This is a genomic window from Butyrivibrio sp. ob235, assembly GCF_900109475.1.
Lineage (GTDB): Bacteria > Bacillota > Clostridia > Lachnospirales > Lachnospiraceae > Butyrivibrio.
In genome coordinates this window covers 108,737-128,283 of sequence record NZ_FOBE01000005.1, presented here as the reverse complement: position 1 = coordinate 128,283, position 19,547 = coordinate 108,737, and the positions used below count along the sequence as shown (strand labels likewise).

Genomic DNA, 19,547 nt, shown 5'->3' with positions numbered 1-19,547 from the left:
AAAGCAGCCATGAAAGAATTTCTGACAAAGCTTATCAACTTCTACAAAAAAGAAACGGAACTTGATGTAATATTCTTTAAGCTCCTTGGAACATCGGGAGCCATCATAAGCCTGATAGGAGCTGTGCAGTCTCTATTTACGCTTAGTGATCTGTCGGGATTTTTTATAAACATGGGCGCTGCAGTAGGAAGCATAGCCCTTATCTTTTTTGTGGACAGGACAGGGCATTATCTTGCCGGTTATCTCATAACGTCCTTTGGGATATTCATGGGACTGTTTGGCATACTCTTTTTTGAGATGGGAGGACTCTATGGCTCGATGCCATATTTCTTCTCCTTTGGAATCCTTTTTACTCTCCTCATGTACAGAAGGCCGTCTCTTCGCTATGTAATGGTGGTTGTTCACGTGATCTACTATGCAGGGCTATGCCACATCGCATACTTTCATCCGGAAACCGTTACCCCGTTTGATACGGATATGTCAAGGTACGTGGACCAGCTCACAGGTATCTTCGTATCCAGTGTGGGCATAGGAATCATCTTCCATATGTACCTTAACGAATACAGGAAGCAGCAGCGTCTTGCCCAGGAATCCAGCAATGCCAAGAGCGTGCTGCTTGCCAATATCAGCCACGAGATAAGGACCCCTATCAACATGCTCCTTGGCATGAATGAGATGATCCAGAGGGAAGCTGAGAACGCCCGGATACTTGAGTACTCGCAGAACGTCGACTCCGCAGGCAAACAACTCCTTTTTATGATCAACCAGTTTTTGGACCTTTCAAGGATAGACATGGGCAGGGAGGAAGTGTTTGAAGAGAACTTCGACCTCAAGGGGCTCATAGACACACTCTCTATTTACTATAAAAAAGAAGCTGACAATAAGCGCCTTGACTTTGTGGTTGATACGGATAAATATCTTCCAAGATACTTTGTTGGAGATGTAAAAAAACTTAACCAGATCCTCATGAACCTTCTTTCCAATGCCATCAAGTACACGAAAGAGGGTATCATAGTATTCAGCATCCATAAAAAGGAAGAAAAGGACGGAATATATACACTGCGCTTTGAGGTATCTGATACAGGAATGGGTATAAAGAAGGAAGAGCAGGATAAGATTTTTGAGAGCTTTGAAAGATTAGATATAGTCCGTAATCGTGGCATCGAAGGTACAGGCCTTGGTCTTGCCATCTCCGGTAACCTTGCAAGGCTCCTTGGAACGCAGATAAAGGTTAAGAGCAGGTACGGAGAGGGAAGCCTTTTCTGGTTTGATATAGGCCTTAAAAGGGGCGCAGACATAGAAATTGACAGCTCCTTAAATGAGAGCTTCATTGCTCCTGACGCAACGATCCTGGCAGTGGATGACAATAACATGAACCTGACGGTCCTTAAGTCTCTTCTTAAAAGAACTCTCATCAGGGTGGATACTGCTCAGTCAGCTCAGGAGTGCTATGAGTTCTGCAGGGAGCGGGACTATGATCTCATCTTTATGGACTACATGATGCCTGATATTAACGGGATAGAAGCCATGGAGGAGCTTCGAACCATGGACGGTGGTAGGATGAAGGATACACCCATCATCGTCCTTACAGCGGATGCAACTCCCGAGAGCAAGAAGATCTTTATGGAAAAGGGATTTGACGACTACCTGCTAAAGCCCGTGGATGTAGGCCTTCTTGAGAATACTCTTATCAGGAACCTGCCGGGAGGGCTTGTTACAAAGGTAGAAAAAGAAAAGCCCATAGAGATTCCACAGGAAACTCTTTTAAAGATTAAAAAGATACTTTCAGGGTATGACATCTCACTGGATATGGCAATGAAGCACCTTAGCGGCGATATCCTGCAGTTTGTCAGGATTGCAGAGTTTTTTGTTAAGAGTGCTGATAAGAACATGAATGAGCTTAAGAGCCTTCTTGATAAAAAAGATTACAAAAAGGCAGCGCTCATAATCCATTCCATTAAGGGTAATTCCGGAAATGTAGGCGCAGAGGATCTTTATTATAACGCCAGGAGATTAGAGAAGAGAGCAAAAGAAAGCGATGGCACATACGTTGACGCAGCATCTCCTTTGTTCTTCATGGAGTGGGAGAGGGCAAAGGACGGGCTCTTAGCTGTACTGTCCGAATTTGACAGAATAAGGCATGATGATGCAGCTGCGGAACCGGAGGAGGAACCCCTTGATAAAGATGCCATCATAGATGAGCTTATAAATGCCATTAGTAACGGCAATCAGGCCCCTGCTCTCAAATACGCAGATAACCTTGCTGCAATCCTTTGCGGGGATGATACAGTTGATAAGATTAAGAACTGTATCATGAATATCGACTTTGACAGTGCAATGGAACTTGCCATGAAACTAAAGAAGTAACAAAAAGGCACTTATATATTACGTGATAACTGCTATGATTGATTACAAAGATATAAGCAGGATGATCACCTGCACATATGAGGGGAAAATGGAAATGATGGAGAACTACAAGATTCTCTGCGTAGATGATGATATAAATATGCTGAATACTCTGGAAGATATACTTATAAATGCCGGCTACAGCGTAAGCCTTTCAAAGTCCGGAAGACAGGCCATTGAATTTGTCAGAAAAGGCATCGGCTTTTCCCTGATCCTCCTTGATGTGGATATGCCCGGGATGGACGGATATGAGACACTTAAGGAGATAAAGGACCTTCATATGGCAAAAGACATTCCGGTCATCTTCCTTACTGCCAAGGACGAGCCTGATTTTGAAATAAAGGGTTTTGAGTACGGCGCTGCAGACTATATCACCAAACCCTTTGTAAAGAGCGTATTTCTTGCAAGAGTAAGGAACAGGATCACAGCTCCTTCAAGGCAGAAAGCCATCGAGGCTGAAAATCTCGGGAAACTTAGGAATATGCTCTCTGACCTGGAGCTGAAGGTGGCAGAATACATAGCAGAAGGTCTATCAAACCAGGAGATTGCAGATAAGACCAGCTACTCCTATGGCTATGTAAGGCGAGTCGTATCCTCGATCCTTGATAAAACCGGGATGGAAAAGAGGACAGACATACGGCATTTTTTGAAATCGGGGGAGTACTAGGCCTGATATTTCATATGCTTTTTGGAAGGAAAGTCCATATGGGCTTTCTTTTTGCGTAATAATAAAAAAATTATAAATATGAAAAGAGGTAACAAAAAGGCACTTATTTTTTGAAATTAATTGCTTATGATAATTTGTGGAAAAAGATATTGGAGCGCCGGGCATATGTATGCCTGTGTACTTATGAGAGGTGGGATAAAAAAATGAAAAAGAGGTTTTTGACCGGGCTATTGACTGTAGTGATGAGCACTGCACTGGTGGTGATGCAGCCGGTAAGTGTTTATGCAGCGCCTTCGCCTATAAGTAAAGAAATATTTGTTGATCCCGTGACTTACTATAGGGTTGATACCAATCAGTTCTCAAAGAGCCAGGTGGATTTTTACCGGGATATGCTTACTACGCACAGGAATCAATGGCCTAGTCCCAAACAGAAATGGAACAAGATTGCCGGGGCAATATTAAGGCAGAAAAACAATCTGAAGGACGGGGATTCTGGTCGTCTTAATTCTGCTATAAGCGCTATGAGTGGAACCGGTCATATTTTGGATGATGATGGATCCTCTAATACTGACCACTGTAGTACGATACCTTTTCAGGAGGCAGGATCTCTTCAGCAAATGGAGAAGGACCTCCTTAGTGGTCTGAACTATTCCGGATCGGTCATCGACATGTGCGGCTTGTTTAAGGATGGTGAAAGCTTAAACAGCGGTCCTGTATTCTACCAAGGAGGTATGTCATGGGAAAATGATGGTAAAGCATATATGGTTGTCGCGGTTCTTTTCAGCGACTTCAAGGTAACGCCTATCCTTCCGGATGCTGACCCTGCCAAGGGTAATTTTGTTGAGACTACGGTTAGTGATGTAACAAGTGAAGGTGGGGAATTAAACTCACAGCTGATAAACAGAGCGGCAGACAGGACTCTTGATGCCTCACAGGTAATAGGCAAAGACTCATCTATAAATATAAGGACCGAGGTGTCAGGAAGTAAGGAGTATTCGGTTAGTGAAACTCTCACTGTAGGTGCCGAATATGGATTTACAGCTGCGTTTAAGGGATCCGTAGAAGTGAGTGTCAGCGCATCTCAGGTTTTCCATGATGCATGGGTGCTAGGTAAAGATACGAGTGACACCTATCACACTGAGAATACAATTTCTGCCGGGCTTCCGCCATTTACAGGTGGAATGCTTAAGCAGGTTTATGGAACCCAGCAGGTGGAGACGACATATAACTGCCCGGTTGCTCTTACTTACAGGGTACGAGTACTTCAGTATCGTGCCGGGTATGAGAAAAATGCGAAGAAGTTACTTGATGCGCAGTCGTATGAGAGAGCGGATTTTGGCAAGGATAACGGTGGAGATGCGCGAAAAGACCTTTACAACCGGGCTGTTATAAATAAAAATAACAATGTTGACCCGGATGGAATCCATTGGAATAATATGCCTGAATCTATCCTTACAGCAAATAGAATATATGAAAGAGCAGCGACTGAGGTACCTATGGCCTCAACGCCGGCGACATTCATCGCGACGCTTAAGACTACAAGCGGTGAGCTTAAGGGCATAGCTCCACTTTACCCGCTTAAATATGTGCGGCTGGAGAATAAGGCACTTAATGAACTGGAAATGAAAACCGGTGATACCTACAGGGTTGATCTGATCGAGCTTGAAGGACTTGCAGAGAATGAAGAACGGTTGAAGGGACCTTACTACGGTTTTGATAAATCATTCGGTAAGTGGATACTTACAGATAAAAACCATAAAGAGTTGACTGATGGCTCTGTGGCAACCCTTACAAAGAACGAAAGAACCGGAGCGGTAACCTTAAAGGCAGTTTCCGAAGGAATGGTCTATCTGGAATATCTCATAGATGAGAACAGATACAGTACTTTTACAGACGGGAGCAGGTATGCAACAAACAAGAGCTTGAAGGAATTCCCATCGATTGAAGTAAAGATTACAAGCGCTCCTGTAACAGCCGAAAAGGATGCCGACCAAAATGAAGCTGGCAATAATGGTCAGGAACAGAGCGCAAGTACACCTGATCAGAATCAGCAGACTACGCCTTCTCCGGCAGTTGACCAGGTACAGAGTGAAAATACAACACCACCGGTAGTACTGGAAAAAACAGATACCGTTGATAAAAAGCTGAAAAAGACATCCCTTTCAAAGCTGAAAGCCGGAAAGAAATCCATCACGATTACCTGGAAAAAGAACGATGAAAAAGGCATAAAAGGCTATGAAATTCAGTACAGTACAGATGGGAAATTTAAGAAGGATACCAAGACAGTAACTATCAATAAAAATAAGACTACTTCGAAAACAATCAAAAAGCTTGAGCCTAAGAAAAAATACTATGTAAGAATCCGATCATTTAAGAAGTCCGATGGTGAAAAGATATACTCAAGATGGAGTAGTAAAAAGAGCATTAAGGTTAAATAAATAGCAAAAAAACTAAGCGGCCTGTCACAGCAGGTCGCTTAGTTTTTTTGCATAAAAGAAATTCTTCTCCATCTTATAAAAGTCAGACCACATGGAAAGGGTTTTACACTTTTCTTTTCTGGGGCATTCCTCGGCATTGTCCTCTAAACAGACAACAGGAGAGAAGGTTCCCTCCATAAGTTCAATGATTTCTCCTATAGAATAATCATCGGGGGCTCTTAGTAGCTTGTAGCCACCATGTTTTCCGCTGGCGCCTTTAATTAGACCACCCTTTACCATTTCTTTTGCAATTATTTCAAGATACTTCTTGGAAATATCCTGTCTTTCGGCTATGTCTTTAAGAGGGATATAATCTGAACTGTTCTGCTGTGCCAGATCTATCATGACTCTAAGAGCATAGCGGCCTTTAGTTGAAAACATAAATCTCCTCCTTATAGCAGGCGAAAACAAAACCTTATCGTAAAACATATTGACACAGTAGGTAAATAGATTGTATCATCAATTTCAACAAAAGCAAACAAAAAAGCGAAAACAAAAAGCAAACCAAAATAAAAATGAAAATCAGGAGGAGAAACGGTATGAGCAATTACAAATTCGAAACACTTCAGTTACATGTAGGTCAGGAGCAGCCGGATCCGGCAACAGATTCAAGAGCGGTTCCGATTTATCAGACCACATCTTATGTCTTCAGAAATTCACAGCACGCAGCTGACAGATTCGGTCTTGCTGATGCAGGTAATATCTACGGAAGACTTACAAATTCCACTCAGGATGTTTTCGAAAAGAGAATAGCAGCACTTGAAGGCGGAAGCGCAGCACTTGCAGTTGCATCCGGTGCAGCAGCTATAACTTATACAATCGAGGCACTTGCAGCAAACGGCGGACACATCGTTGCACAGAAGACCATCTACGGCGGAAGCTATAATCTTCTGGCACACACACTTCCTCAGTACGGTATAACAACTACTTTCGTAGATGCTCATAATCTTAGCGAGGTTGAGGGAGCTATTCAGGATAACACAAGAGCGATCTACTTAGAGACACTTGGTAATCCCAATAGTGATATCCCGGACATCGATGCAATCGCAGAAATCGCTCATAAGCACGGACTTCCGCTGGTAATCGACAACACCTTCGGAACACCTTATCTCATCAGACCCATCGAGCACGGCGCTGACATTGTTGTTCATTCAGCAACAAAGTTCATCGGCGGACACGGAACAACACTTGGTGGAATCATTGTTGAGTCAGGAAAATTTGATTGGAAGAAGAGCGGCAACTATCCTCAGATCGCGGCACCCAATCCCAGCTATCACGGAGTATCATTCTATGATGCTGTAGGACCTGCTGCATTCGTTACTTATATAAGAGCAATCCTTCTTAGAGATACAGGAGCAACAATTTCACCCTTCAATGCATTCCTTCTTCTTCAGGGAACAGAGACACTTTCCCTTCGTCTTGACAGACATGCAGAGAATACAAAGAAGGTAGTTGAGTTCCTGGCGGGGCACCCTCAGGTTGAGAAGGTTAACCATCCTTCACTTGCAGACCATCCGGATCATGCACTTTATGAGAAGTACTTCCCTAATGGCGGAGCTTCAATCTTCACATTTGAAATCAAGGGCGGAAAAGAGGCTGCATGGAAATTCATTGATAATCTTGAGATCTTTTCACTTCTTGCAAATGTTGCAGATGTAAAGAGCCTTGTTATTCATCCTGCAAGCACAACACATTCTCAGCTTACAGATGAGGAACTTGCCGACCAGGGAATCACACAGAGCACCATCAGACTTTCAATCGGTACAGAGCACATAGATGATATTATCGCGGACCTTGAGAAGGGCTTTGCCGCAGCAAAATAAATTACATAAAGGGAGAAAAAATTATGAAAAAGAACTATCTGACAAAAATCGGAACACTACTCACAGCCACAGCACTTTTAGGAGCAACTCTTGCAGGCTGCGGTGCATCTAAAACAGAAACAGCAGACCTGAATTCCACAGGAGCAGACATTGAGGAAGGTACAGAGAAGTCTGATGCCGCCGAAGCTGATACTGTATACAGAACCCTTGATGAGATCAAGGAGAGCGGAACCATCAACATCGGTGTATTTTCAGATAAGAGTCCTTTCGGATACGTTGATGAAAACGGAGAGTATGCAGGATACGATGTATATTTTGCAGAGAAGATCGGTGAAGATCTCGGTGTAAAAATCAATTATGTTTCAACTGAAGCTGCAAACAGAATAGAGTATCTTCAGACCGGTAAGGTTGATATCATTCTTGCTAACTTCACTGTAACTGAGGAGAGAGCACAGGAGGTTGACTTTGCACTTCCTTATATGAATGTTGCTCTTGGTGTTGTATCACCTTCAGACAGCGTTGTTGAGAGCCTTGATGCGGTAGGTGCTGATGACCAGATCATTGTAATTTCAGGTACAACAGCTGAGACCTATCTTGAGAAGAACTATCCTGACATTAAGCTTCAGAAGTATGATGCATACGCAGAGGCTAAGACAGCCTTTGAAAACGGCAACGGTGTTGCATGGGCTAACGATAACACAGAGGTCATTGCATTTTCTCTTGAGAACGAGGGCTACACTGTAGGCATTCCTTCACTTGGTGATGCAGACACAATTGCACCTGCTGTAACAAAGGGCAATGATACACTTCTTACATGGCTCAACGAGGAAATCGAGACCATAGGAGAGGACAACTTCTTCCATAAGGATTATGAGGAAACACTTCTTGATACTTATGGTGCAGATTATGAAAACACTCTTGTAGTAGAGGGTGGTAAGGTTCAGTAATATGGATTTGAATGTGCTTAAATCATATATACCTCTATATAACGAAGCACTTCTCCTGACTGTTAAAATAGGTTTGCTTGGCATCCTGACAGCCTTTGTAATAGGGCTGTCGGGAGCAGCCGCAATCTATTTCAGGATTCCCGTCATAAGGAAAATTTTATCAATCTACATAGAACTATTCAGAAACACTCCGCTACTGGTTCAGCTTTTCTTTATTTATTTTGCACTTCCGAAGCTGGGAATCAGGATATCAGCGGAGCTTTGTGGCGTTATGGGACTTGGACTAATTGGCGGAGCTTATATGATAGAGACAATGCGAAGCGGTCTTGAGTCTATAGCAAAGGTTCAGAGTGAGAGTGCACTTTCCCTAGGGCTGACAGAGGGGCAGGTTTTCCTGAACATAATTCTTCCGCAGGCTTTTTCGGTGAGTATGCCGGGAATAATGGCAAATGTGATTTTCCTCCTGAAGGAGACATCAGTTTTTTCGACCATAAGCCTTATGGATTTAATGTTCACTGCAAAGGATCTGATAGGAATGTATGCAAAGACAATTGAATGTCTGTTTTTGCTTGTTATCTATTATCTGGTGATGCTTCTTCCCGTATCAATCCTTGGATCAATCATAGAGAGGAGAGTGCGCTTTGCAGAGTTTGGGGATTGATGTGCTTTTTAAAGGCACCAATATGATTAGGCTCTTAAAAGGACTCTGGGTATCGGTAGAGATAAGTCTGATATCGGTTGCGATAAGTATTGTACTCGGCCTTATCGCAGGTGTGCTTATGACCTCTAAGAGCAAATTGATACGTTTTATTTTCAGGGTATATCTTGAGATAGTCAGAATAATGCCGCAGATGGTTTTGCTGTTCATTGTATATTTTGGAACTACCAGAGTGTTTGGAATGAATATCTCCGCAGAGCTTTCAGCCATAATAGTTTTTGTATTCTGGGGAACCGCGGAGATGGGAGATCTGGTAAGAGGATCCATTCAAAGTATCCCGAAAATCCAATATGATTCCGCGTATGCTTTGGGAATGGATAAATTCCAGGTGCATTTTCTGATTATATTTCCGCAGACTATTAGAAGGCTTCTGCCACTTTCAATAAATCTGGTTACGAGAATGGTTAAGACAACATCCCTCGTAATGATGATTGGAATTGTTGAAGTGTTAAAGGTTGCCCAGCAGATTATTGAGGCAAATAGAAAAGCATCGCCGAATGCAGCATTCGGAGTGTTTGCGGTTGTATTCTTCTTATATTTTATTGTCTGCTGGCCAATAAGCAGATTAGCGGTAAAACTTGAGAAAAGGTGGGCGTAAGATGAGCGAGCTCGTTAAAGTAAAAAATTTACATAAGGAATTCGGAGGAAACGTAGTCCTAAAGGATATCAATCTTTCCGTAAAAAAGGGAGAGGTAGTTGTTATAATAGGTCCCTCCGGTTGTGGAAAAAGTACTTTTCTTCGCTGCCTTAACGGACTTGAAGAAATCCAGGGAGGAGTCGTGACGGTTGACGGACTTCCTGTGGAGCCGAACAAAAAAGACATAGTGAACATCAGACAGAAGATAGGTATGGTGTTCCAGTCCTACGATCTTTTCCCACACAAGACAGTACTTGAAAATACGATTCTTGCACCTATAAAGGTACAGAAGAGAATTAAGGATGATGTTATAAGAGAGGCACTGGAACTCCTTGATAAGGTCGGGCTTGCAGATAAAAAGGATTATTATCCGAGGCAGCTCTCAGGCGGACAAAAGCAGAGAGTCGCAATTGTAAGAGCACTACTTATGCATCCGGATGTCCTGCTGTTTGATGAGGTGACTGCAGCTCTTGATCCCGAGATGGTTCATGAGGTACTCCAGACAATGCTCGAGCTTGCCAAATCAGGCTCTACCATGATAATTGTCACTCACGAGATGGCCTTTGCAAAAGCGGTGGCTGATAGAATTGTTTTCTTTGACCGGGGAGAGATCGTAGAAGAGACAGGAGATGTAAAACAGTTCTTTGAGGAACCGGAGACAGAGAGGGCAAAGAAATTCCTAAAGACATTTAAATATGAGGAATAATGGTTAGGAAGGAGACAGGAATATGTCTCCTTTTTTCTTGTATAACTCACAATAAGATAATTATGGTACGATATATATGTCTCCATGAATTTTTATTCAAAGAAGAGGTGATCTGAGTGAGCAGAAAAATACTTATTATCAACACAGGCGGAACGCTTTCGGCGGTGATGAAAGGTAATGGTCTCATTCCGGGACTGTCCATTTATGATATGCAAAAAGAACTCCGTATGGTGTCCGGAGATACGGATATCGAGATAGAGGATTTTTGCTCACTGGACAGTGCCAATATTTTTCCTGAGGACTGGGGACTGCTTGCAGAGCGAATAAGTGAATGTAGAAATCAGTATGACGGGATAGTGGTTATACATGGCACCGATACGCTGGCTTATACATCATCAATGCTTTCATTTATGCTTAGAAATATCGGAATCCCGGTTGTTATAACCGGCTCACAGTTATCCATTACAAATCCTGTTGCGGATGCAATGGAGAACTGCAGATGTGCCATACATATGGCGGCAAGTCAGATACCGGGAGTGTTTGTTGCTTTTAATCGTAAGGTCATGCTCGGTTGCAGGGCGTCCAAGGTGCGCTCACTTAGCTTTGATGCCTTTGAGAGTATTAACTATCCCAACATTGCGACTATAAGTTCCCTTGGTATGAAAATTGATACGACAGCTGTTCCCGAAAGGACAGGAATATTTAAGCTTGCAAATTCTTATTCCGACAAGGTCTGTATGATAAAAATGTTTCCGGGGATACATACCGGATTTGTTGAAGCGATAGCGGATCAGGGCTATAAAGGACTTTACATAGAGGCATACGGAATCGGTGGTATGCCGTTTTTGAAGCATGATTTTATCGGAACTCTTGATAAAATCATAAGAGGTGGAATGACTGTCGTTGTCGGAACACAGTGCAGATATGAAGGGACTAAGATGGATGTCTATGAAACCGGCAAGAGAGCCCTCGAAATAGGAGCCCTTGAGGCATGTGACATGACCGGTGAAGCAGCACTTACAAAGCTCATGTGGATCCTTGGAATGACAGAGGACCTGTCAGAGATACGGGACTACTATTCAATAAATGTGGCAGGAGAGATAACTCCCCACAAATAATGTGGAGATTATCTTATTAGGTCAGTCAGCTTTTTGCTATAGAAAAAGTCATGACTGATTTTGGCATATTCTTCCCACATGGGAAGAGTTTTGCAGTCACTTTTACGCGGACAATTCTCGGCATCGGGAAGGAGACAGGCTACAGGTGATATAGGCCCTTCCATGGTTTCAAGTATTTCTCCGACAGTATATTCTTCAGGTAATTTGGTCAGTCTGTACCCGCCATGCTTGCCGCTGGCTCCGGAGAGCAGCTTTGAACTGACCAGTTCCTTCGCAATGATTTCCAAATACTTTTTTGATACTCCGATTCTTTCAGCAATATCTTTAAGCGGAATAGGATCCTCTGATTTCTGCTGTGCAAGATCTATCATAATTCTAAGAGCATATCTTCCCTTTGTTGAAAACACAATAAAAACCTCCAATAATCGTATTACCTATTATTTTAAAGGGTAAATCAACAATTAACAATGTGCATTTCGCACAGAATCACTTGCGGATTCATTTTTTGATAATCTGGTCATATAAAAAGTATTTAAATTGACTATATTTATATAATCAGAAATGGTGTATATTGGCACATAAATAATTCAAAAAACGGAGACTTGTAGAAAACATGAAGGTTGCAGCTATTAATGATTTATCCGGCTTTGGCAAATGCTCGCTTATTGCAGATATATCAGTGCTGTCTGCGATGGGTATTGAAGTTAATCCTGTGCCTACAGCACTGTTTACTGCTCAAACCGGTTTCCCGTCATTTTACATGCATGATACAAAGGATATGGTCAGATATTGTACTACCGAGTGGAAAAAGCTTGAGGCAGAGTTTGACGGCATACTGACAGGTTACATCCCCTACGAAAGAGAAGCGGATTATGCTCTGGAATTTGTGAATACTTTCAATAAAAAGGACACGGTACTTCTTGTAGATCCTGTAATGGGAGACGGAGGAGAGTGCTATTCAAACTATTCGGACGGATTGCTTTCCAGGATTAAAAAGATGGCTGAGATAGCAGACATCATCACTCCTAATCTTACGGAGCTCTGCATTCTTGCAGGCGTCAAGGCGGATCAGGTTGTCAGGGACACAGCTAAGGGCAATCACCTTAAGAAGATAGAGAATATTGCAAATAAAGTTAGATCCGGTGACAGGCAGAGCGTAGTGGTTACCGGGATTTTTACGGACAATGATAAGCTTTGTAACTTAGTTGTTCATGAAGGTGGAACTGAGGTTATAGAGTGCAAATATAATGGACGAAGTTATTCCGGTACGGGAGATCTTTTTGCAGCATCGCTTCTGGGAAATGTTCTTAAAGGAAAAGACATAGCGAGTGCAGTTTCGGATACTACAGAATTTATTGGAAAAGCAATATTGGCTACCACCGAAGAGGACGGAAATTATGGGGCTGATTTTGAAAAAATATTGACAGGTTGTTTAGGAGGAGTCACATTATGAAAAGAGAAAACGTAAACTCAAAGACAAGGCTCATGGCCTTTACCGGTGTTATGGCCGCGCTTACCACAATTTTTACGGCATACATTTTTCATATACCGGTTGGTGTAAACGGCGGTTATGTTCATTTTGGCGATACGGTTATTTATCTTGCGGCAGCTATGTTACCTGCGCCCTATGCAATGGCCGTAGGTGCACTTGGAGGAGGACTGGCGGATCTTCTTACCGCTCCCATGTGGACTATTGCGACAGTGATTATAAAGATGCTTATCGTCATTCCTTTTACAAGTCGCAGTACATCCTTGTTAAATAAGCGCAATATTGCAGCTCCGATTATTTCGTTCTTTATTTCCGCAACCGGCTATTATATAGCAGAGATGCTTCTATTCGGTGCAAAGGTGGCTCTTATACCTGCCTTTACGGGAAGCTTTGTTCAGTCAGGCGGTAGTGCACTGTTTTTCTATATAGCAGCTGCAGCGTTTGACGGGGTTGGAGTAAAGAAGACTATTTTTGAATTTTAAATACGACAAGAGGAGTGAAAAAAGTGGCGGACATTTTATATACTTACAAGAACAGCGTGTATGCAAACATTACAAATAAATGTAATTGCAGATGCACCTTTTGCATACGTTTCCAGAAGGATGGGATAGGAAGCTCAGATACCTTATGGCATCAGCAGAATCCCACAAAGGAGGAGGTTCTCGACGCAATAAGGAATTTTGATTTTACAGGTTTTGATGAACTGGTATTTTGCGGGTACGGAGAACCAACCTGCGCACTGGATATCCTTCTTGCAGCGGCCAAGACAGCCAGGGAAGAGAAGGGACTGAAAACACGTCTTAATACAAACGGACTTGGAAACGAAGAAAACGGAAGGAATATAATTCCTGAGCTTTCCGAGGTTATCGACAGCGTATCTATAAGTCTTAATGCACCGGACAGTGCAAAGTATCAGGAAGTTACAAGACCGCAGTTTGATGACGGCTTTGAAAAGATGATAGATTTTGCAACAAAATGCAGGGACGAAATAAAGGATGTCAAATGGTCTATTGTCGATGTTCTTCCTGAGGAAGATATAGAGAAATGTAAGGAACTGTCTGAGAAGACCGGAGTTCAGCTACGAATTAGACATTTCAGCAAAAATTCACAGTAAAATATATAGTCAGATAAGTGATAAAGAGATTTCTTCATCAGTTATTCTTAGGGCAAAAGCCTGAAGAATACTGGGCGGAGAAGTCTCTTTTTTGTTTTGTGCGCATGGGTAAAAGAAAAACTTATATTCACCTATAAGATTAGTATGCTTTACGCTTCGATGGTCTGGCTGCATAATCTCCTTAACAACAAACGAACAGAAAAACAACAGAAGATAAGCAGTATCGGGAAGGAGGAGATTATGATCAAATTTGAAAACGTTGGAAAAGTATTTACTCAAAAGAAAAATAAAGTAAATGCCCTTCAGGATATAAATCTTGAAATAGAGACCGGCGATATATTCGGACTCATTGGATTTTCGGGAGCAGGAAAAAGTACACTTCTAAGAACAATAAATGCTCTTGAAAAACCAACATCCGGAAAAATAACAGTAGACGGCGATGACATCTATAGTTTAAGTCCTAAGGAACTAAGAGCAAAAAGAAAAACTATAGGGATGATTTTTCAACAGTTCAATATTCTTGAGACCAAAACAGTTTGGGAAAACATCGCACTTCCATTAAAACTCAATCACACACCGAAAAAGGAAATCGAAGAGAGAGTTGATCAGATGCTTAAGTTCGTAGAACTGGAAGATAAGAGGGATGAATATCCCGGAAAACTTTCCGGAGGACAAAAGCAGAGAATAGGAATTGCAAGAGCACTTGCAACAAGGCCAAGCATTCTTCTAAGCGATGAAGCCACAAGTGCACTTGATCCCAAAACAACAGATTCGATCCTGGCTCTTCTAAAGAAGATAAACAGAGAACTGGGTGTCACAATCGTAATTGTTACTCATGAAATGAATGTTATTTCCAGCATATGCAATCATGTGGCGGTTATGGAAGCGGGAAGAATTGTTGAACAGGGGAATGTAATAGATATTTTCAGTGAACCCAAGGCAGATATTACAAAGAACTTTGTAAAGACAGTGATCCAGGATGAGGTTCCGGAAAAGCTTCTTCAAAGTATTTATGAGGATACAAGAAATTATAAGCTCCTGAGACTTAAGTTCCAAAGCTCAGACAGTACAGAGTCAGTACTCGCACAGGTAAATAAAAAATTTGATATCGAAACCAATATTCTATTTGCAAATATTAGCGAGATACAGGAACAGATATTAGGAATACATATAGTTCAGATTATCGGTTCGGACATTGAAATCAAAAAAGCCGAGCAATATTTCACCCTACATGGTGTAGGTTACAAAGAACTTGAAGAATACAAAGAAGAACTGAAGGAGGTGGTATAAATGGCACAAATAGAAAACTTTCTCGGAATACCGATGGAGAAAATATTCACTTCAATTGAAGAAACTCTCTATATGGTAAGCATATCACTCATAATCGGAGCCGTTTTAGCCTTCATCATCGGAATAGCACTTGTATTTACAAAGAAGGGCGGGTTGTATGAAAACAAGGTGATATACACAGTCATAAACGTGATCATCAATGTAATTCGAAGTACACCTTTCGTGGTACTCCTGATTGCAGTGATGCCGCTCACAAAAGCGATAATCGGAACAAGAATCGGACCAACTGCAGCAATAGTACCGCTTACGATTTATATTGTTCCGTTCCTGGCAAGGCTGATAGAAAATTCGCTTCTTGATACGGGAAAAGGAATTTACGAAGCGGCAAAATCGATGGGAGCTACACCGTTTCAGTTAATTTTTTACTTCATACTTCCTGAGGCAAAAGGTTCCCTCATTCTCAGTATTACAACAGGAATCGTCGGACTGATAGGATCCAGTGCTATGGCAGGATATATCGGAGGAGGCGGAATAGGAAGTCTCGTACTTAATTATGGATACAACAGATTCAATTTTGAGCTGATGTACACCCTCGTAGTATTTTTGATAATCGTAACCCAGTTTATACAGAGCCTTGGAAGCAATCTTTCAGTCAAGGCAAGAACAAATTAACAGTTGAAGCTAAGCATAAAAAAGTGTGCTTGCAATATAAATGAAAAACGGAGGAGAAAAACATGAAAAAATTAACAGTGGTAAAGAAGATTACAGCAACAGCAGTTTTAGCAGGATTACTTGCAGGTTCACTTACAGGATGCGGAACAAATGCGAAAGCAAGCGCAGCGCAGTCGGATAAAAAAGAAATTACCTATGCAAAGGGTGTAGGCCCTTATACAGAGCTTTTTGAAGAGGCGATAATTCCTATTCTGGAGAAGAAGGGGTATACCTTCAAAGTATCAGAACTTGATCTTAATCAGGCAGACGCAGCAATCACCGCAGGTGACGTAGACGTATCAGTAGAACAGCACTCGGCATTTTTAAAAGCATACAATGAACAGTCAGGAGGAAATCTCGTAGCATTGTCAAAGATTCCAACGGTACCGGCATCTGTTTTCTCAGAAAAACATGCATCGGTCGATGAAATCGGCGAGGGTCAGGTAATCGCAATTCCGCAGGATGCGGGAAACCAGGCAAGAGCATTCGTAATGCTTCAGGATCTCGGTTGGATAACACTTAAAGAAGGAACTGATTTTGCAACAGCTTCCGCAGAGGATGTTGAGGAGAACAAGTACAATCTTGAGTTCTATGAACTTCAGACAACCTACATCGCAACAAGCCTTTCGGATTTTGACTTCGGTGTTATTACAGGAAGTATTGTTTACAACGCAGGAATTGATCCTTCCACAGCACTTTTCAATGAGAATCTTTCAGAGGATTTCTGGCTCCAGGTTGTAGTAAATGCTGATAATGCAGATGCACAGTGGGCAAAAGATATTGTGGATGCATATCAGTCAGAAGAGTTCCTTACATGGATTGGTGAGAACAACGGACCTAAGTACAATGAGCTTTGGTCAATCCCTTCCTACAACTAAGATGGCGAAAATTTCAGACAGAATGGAGACCGGATAATATGGATGCTATAGAGAAAAAAATAATAGACATAATCGATTCGCACAGAGATGAAATAATCGAATTTGCAAGAGATATTTATGATCATGCGGAGCTTGGATACAAGGAGTTCAGGACAGCAGAAAAGTTTGCGGATTTTACAAAAAAACTTGGACTGGAGGTTACTGAGGGGCATGCAGTAACAGGTGTGAAGGCATATCTTAATCAGGACAAAAAGGACAATGTAAGCCTTGCTCTTATCGGAGAACTTGATGCTCTTAGAATTACAAATCATCCTCATTTTAACAAGGAGAGTCAGGGAGCACATTGCTGCGGACATCATGCTCAGCTTACAGGAATCCTGGGAGCGGCAATTGCTCTTTCCGACAAAGAGATAGCACAGTCGCTCGACGGACAGGTTGTATTCTTTGCGGTACCTGCAGAGGAATACGGCGAGGTAGAGTTCAAGAACAAGTTGAAGGATGAAGGAAAGATCAAATACGGCGGAGGAAAATGTGAACTTATTCGGATTGGTGCATTTGACGATGTCGATCTTTCGATAGCTCATCACAGCTCAAACGGAGATAAGATCAGCTTTAGCAGCAGAACCAATAATGGCTTTGTAAGTAAGGTAATAAAGGTTCATGGAAAAGCTTCTCATGCTGCCGCTGCTCCAGAGCTTGGAGTGAATGCTCTTAATGCTGCTTCACTAGGACTTGCAGCACTTGGTTATCACAGAGAGACCTTCAAGGATACAGATCATGTAAGGATACATCCGATTATGACAAAGGGTGGAGATCTCGTAAATGTAATCCCCGATGAGGTTGTTATAGAGACTCTTGTCAGAGCAGGAAACAACGAAGCCATAATTGATGCATCAAACAAAACTGACAGAGCGTTTTTTGCAGGCGGAGCGGCGCTTGGAGCAACTGTTGAGATTGAGACGATGCCGGGATACCTGCCGACGCTGCCGGTGGTTCCGGAGGAAGATCTTGTTGAGGCAGCAAAAATAGCAGCCGGCGATAAGTATAACGTGGAAGTGGCAGATGATAAAGGAGAGTTCAGCGGTGGCTCCACGGACGTTGGAGATCTTCAGCATATCCAACCGGTTTATACATTTAATACAGGTGGTATAGAAGGAAAATTCCATGGCGCTGACTTTGAAGTAGTGGACGAAGAACTGGCGTATATCGAGACAGCAAAAGTGTTTGCTCTGGGGGCATATAGGTTCCTTAGAGACAATGCCAAAACCGCGAAGAAGATAGTTGATGAATATGAGCCTAAGCTAACCAAAGAGAAATACGTAGAGCTCTTGGATTCCTTTATAAAAACAGAGATTAAGGAGTATAACTGATAGTTATCATGGCAATAAGTAAAGTTTATTTCTGCCGATAATTATTACTTCATTTTACAAAGATGAGTGCCGTGTTATTATCCTTATATCAACAAACGACACATAAAAACGAAAGAAAAAAATATATTAAAAACGGAGGAGAAATATCATGGCATACATTAACCAGAGCGCACTTGATCTTATTGGGGGAACACCAATCTTACAGCTTAACGGCTATAGCAAAAAGGCAGGAGTTACAGATGCAACACTTCTTGCAAAACTTGAATATCTCAATCCTGCAGGATCCGTAAAGGACAGAGTAGCACTTAGTATGATAGAGGATGCTGAAAAGAGCGGAAAGCTTAAACCCGGCGCAACAATCATCGAGCCTACATCAGGTAACACAGGAATCGGTCTTGCAGCAGTTGCAGCTGCAAAGGGCTACAGAGCAATACTTACACTTCCTGATACCATGAGTGTTGAGAGAAGAAATCTTCTTAAGGCATACGGCGCAGAGATCGTTCTTACAGAGGGCGCCAAGGGAATGAAGGGAGCAATTGCCAAGGCAGAAGAACTTGAGAAAGAAATTGACGGAGCAATTATCCTCGGGCAGTTCGTAAATCCCGCTAACCCTGCTATCCATAAGGCTACTACAGGTCCTGAGATCTGGAAGCAGACAGACGGCAAGGTTGATATCTTTGTTGCAGGTGTAGGTACAGGCGGAACCATCACAGGTGTTGGTGAATACCTCAAGGAACAGAATCCTGATGTTAAGGTTGTTGCAGTTGAGCCCGCTACAAGCCCTGTTCTTACTAAGGGCGAAGCAGGACCTCACAAGATTCAGGGAATCGGAGCAGGCTTCGTTCCGGAAACCCTTAACACAAAGGTTTACGATGAAGTTCTTGCTATCGAGAATGAAGATGCTTTCGCAGAGGGTAAAAGATTTGCGGTTTCAGAGGGAATTCTTGTAGGTATCTCATCAGGTGCAGCACTTAAGGCAGCAACAATTCTTGCAGCAAGACCTGAGAACAAGGGTAAGAACATAGTAGTTCTTCTTCCCGATTCAGGTGACAGGTACCTTTCAACACCGCTTTTTGCAGATTGATAAAAACAGAGTAGAGACAATTTATACATATCCAGCCAATATGTAGATAAGAATAGTACGTGTGAAAATCATTTGTTCACAGTACGCAAATTATGATATTCCGGTTCCAAAT

19 protein-coding genes are annotated in these 19,547 nt (G+C 42.2%); 17 read left to right on the top strand and 2 right to left on the bottom strand.

Annotation, left to right across the window (positions count from 1 at the left end; all coding sequences use genetic code 11):
- Positions 1 to 9: 9 nt before the first annotated feature.
- From BMW61_RS06375 to BMW61_RS06365, 3 genes are all read left to right on the top strand, one after another.
- Positions 10 to 2,367, top strand: coding sequence for a response regulator (locus BMW61_RS06375; RefSeq protein ID WP_175475113.1), 2,358 nt, complete (start codon positions 10 to 12; stop codon positions 2,365 to 2,367).
- A 34-nt stretch (positions 2,368 to 2,401) separates the two neighbouring features.
- On the top strand, positions 2,402 to 3,073 hold the full coding sequence (locus BMW61_RS06370; RefSeq protein ID WP_139176232.1) for a response regulator: 672 nt from the start codon (positions 2,402 to 2,404) through the stop codon (positions 3,071 to 3,073).
- A 203-nt stretch (positions 3,074 to 3,276) separates the two neighbouring features.
- Positions 3,277 to 5,511: a fibronectin type III domain-containing protein gene (locus BMW61_RS06365; protein WP_091820416.1), complete on the top strand. Its 2,235-nt coding sequence runs from the start codon at positions 3,277 to 3,279 to the stop codon at positions 5,509 to 5,511.
- Between the two features lie 24 nt (positions 5,512 to 5,535).
- Here BMW61_RS06365 and BMW61_RS06360 read toward each other — a convergent pair whose 3' ends face one another.
- The gene (locus BMW61_RS06360; RefSeq protein WP_091820415.1) at positions 5,536 to 5,931 is read right to left on the bottom strand and encodes an RrF2 family transcriptional regulator; all 396 of its coding nucleotides are present in this window, start codon (positions 5,929 to 5,931) and stop codon (positions 5,536 to 5,538) included.
- Positions 5,932 to 6,089: 158 nt separating this feature from the next.
- Here BMW61_RS06360 and BMW61_RS06355 point away from each other — a divergent pair, with 158 nt between their 5' ends.
- From BMW61_RS06355 to BMW61_RS06330, 6 genes are all read left to right on the top strand, one after another.
- On the top strand, positions 6,090 to 7,373 hold the full coding sequence (locus tag BMW61_RS06355) for an O-acetylhomoserine aminocarboxypropyltransferase/cysteine synthase family protein (protein ID WP_026497759.1): 1,284 nt from the start codon (positions 6,090 to 6,092) through the stop codon (positions 7,371 to 7,373).
- A 23-nt stretch (positions 7,374 to 7,396) separates the two neighbouring features.
- Positions 7,397 to 8,320, top strand: a complete 924-nt coding sequence (locus BMW61_RS06350) for a transporter substrate-binding domain-containing protein (RefSeq protein ID WP_091820414.1) — start codon at positions 7,397 to 7,399, stop codon at positions 8,318 to 8,320.
- A 1-nt stretch (position 8,321) separates the two neighbouring features.
- Entirely contained in the window at positions 8,322 to 8,981 is a 660-nt protein-coding gene (locus tag BMW61_RS06345) for an amino acid ABC transporter permease (RefSeq protein WP_091820412.1), read from the top strand.
- Positions 8,962 to 9,636 (top strand): amino acid ABC transporter permease, encoded by a 675-nt coding sequence (locus BMW61_RS06340; RefSeq protein WP_022761455.1) that lies wholly within the window; start codon positions 8,962 to 8,964, stop codon positions 9,634 to 9,636. The genes BMW61_RS06345 and BMW61_RS06340 overlap by 20 nt, the downstream gene beginning before the upstream one ends.
- Position 9,637: 1 nt before the next feature.
- Complete coding sequence (locus BMW61_RS06335; protein WP_026671259.1) at positions 9,638 to 10,381, top strand: amino acid ABC transporter ATP-binding protein; 744 nt, start codon at positions 9,638 to 9,640, stop codon at positions 10,379 to 10,381.
- A gap of 116 nt (positions 10,382 to 10,497) precedes the next feature.
- Positions 10,498 to 11,499 carry an asparaginase gene (locus BMW61_RS06330; RefSeq protein WP_091820410.1) on the top strand — a complete coding sequence of 334 codons (1,002 nt, stop codon included), beginning with the start codon at positions 10,498 to 10,500 and terminating at the stop codon, positions 11,497 to 11,499.
- Between the two features lie 8 nt (positions 11,500 to 11,507).
- On the opposite strand, the gene BMW61_RS06325 is transcribed toward BMW61_RS06330, so the two are convergent.
- Complete coding sequence (locus BMW61_RS06325) at positions 11,508 to 11,906, bottom strand: RrF2 family transcriptional regulator (RefSeq protein ID WP_091820409.1); 399 nt, start codon at positions 11,904 to 11,906, stop codon at positions 11,508 to 11,510.
- Positions 11,907 to 12,112: 206 nt separating this feature from the next.
- On the opposite strand from BMW61_RS06325, the gene BMW61_RS06320 reads away from it, so the two are divergent.
- The 8 genes from BMW61_RS06320 to cysK all read left to right on the top strand — a co-directional run bounded on the left by BMW61_RS06320 (position 12,113) and on the right by cysK (position 19,435).
- Complete coding sequence (locus BMW61_RS06320; protein WP_091820407.1) at positions 12,113 to 12,952, top strand: PfkB family carbohydrate kinase; 840 nt, start codon at positions 12,113 to 12,115, stop codon at positions 12,950 to 12,952.
- The gene (locus BMW61_RS06315) at positions 12,949 to 13,470 is read left to right on the top strand and encodes a TIGR04002 family protein (RefSeq protein WP_091820406.1); all 522 of its coding nucleotides are present in this window, start codon (positions 12,949 to 12,951) and stop codon (positions 13,468 to 13,470) included. The genes BMW61_RS06320 and BMW61_RS06315 overlap by 4 nt, the downstream gene beginning before the upstream one ends.
- Before the next feature lie 23 nt (positions 13,471 to 13,493).
- Positions 13,494 to 14,102 carry a TIGR04100 family radical SAM protein gene (locus BMW61_RS06310; protein WP_022761462.1) on the top strand — a complete coding sequence of 203 codons (609 nt, stop codon included), beginning with the start codon at positions 13,494 to 13,496 and terminating at the stop codon, positions 14,100 to 14,102.
- 240 nt (positions 14,103 to 14,342) lie between these two features.
- Complete coding sequence (locus BMW61_RS06305; protein WP_022761464.1) at positions 14,343 to 15,392, top strand: methionine ABC transporter ATP-binding protein; 1,050 nt, start codon at positions 14,343 to 14,345, stop codon at positions 15,390 to 15,392.
- Positions 15,393 to 16,064 (top strand): methionine ABC transporter permease, encoded by a 672-nt coding sequence (locus BMW61_RS06300; RefSeq protein WP_022761465.1) that lies wholly within the window; start codon positions 15,393 to 15,395, stop codon positions 16,062 to 16,064.
- A 62-nt stretch (positions 16,065 to 16,126) separates the two neighbouring features.
- Complete coding sequence (locus tag BMW61_RS06295) at positions 16,127 to 16,981, top strand: MetQ/NlpA family ABC transporter substrate-binding protein (RefSeq protein ID WP_022761466.1); 855 nt, start codon at positions 16,127 to 16,129, stop codon at positions 16,979 to 16,981.
- A gap of 38 nt (positions 16,982 to 17,019) precedes the next feature.
- Complete coding sequence (locus tag BMW61_RS06290) at positions 17,020 to 18,351, top strand: amidohydrolase (RefSeq protein WP_026671260.1); 1,332 nt, start codon at positions 17,020 to 17,022, stop codon at positions 18,349 to 18,351.
- Between the two features lie 148 nt (positions 18,352 to 18,499).
- Positions 18,500 to 19,435, top strand: coding sequence for a cysteine synthase A (gene cysK, locus BMW61_RS06285; RefSeq protein WP_022761468.1), 936 nt, complete (start codon positions 18,500 to 18,502; stop codon positions 19,433 to 19,435).
- The last annotated feature ends 112 nt before the right edge of the window (positions 19,436 to 19,547 follow it).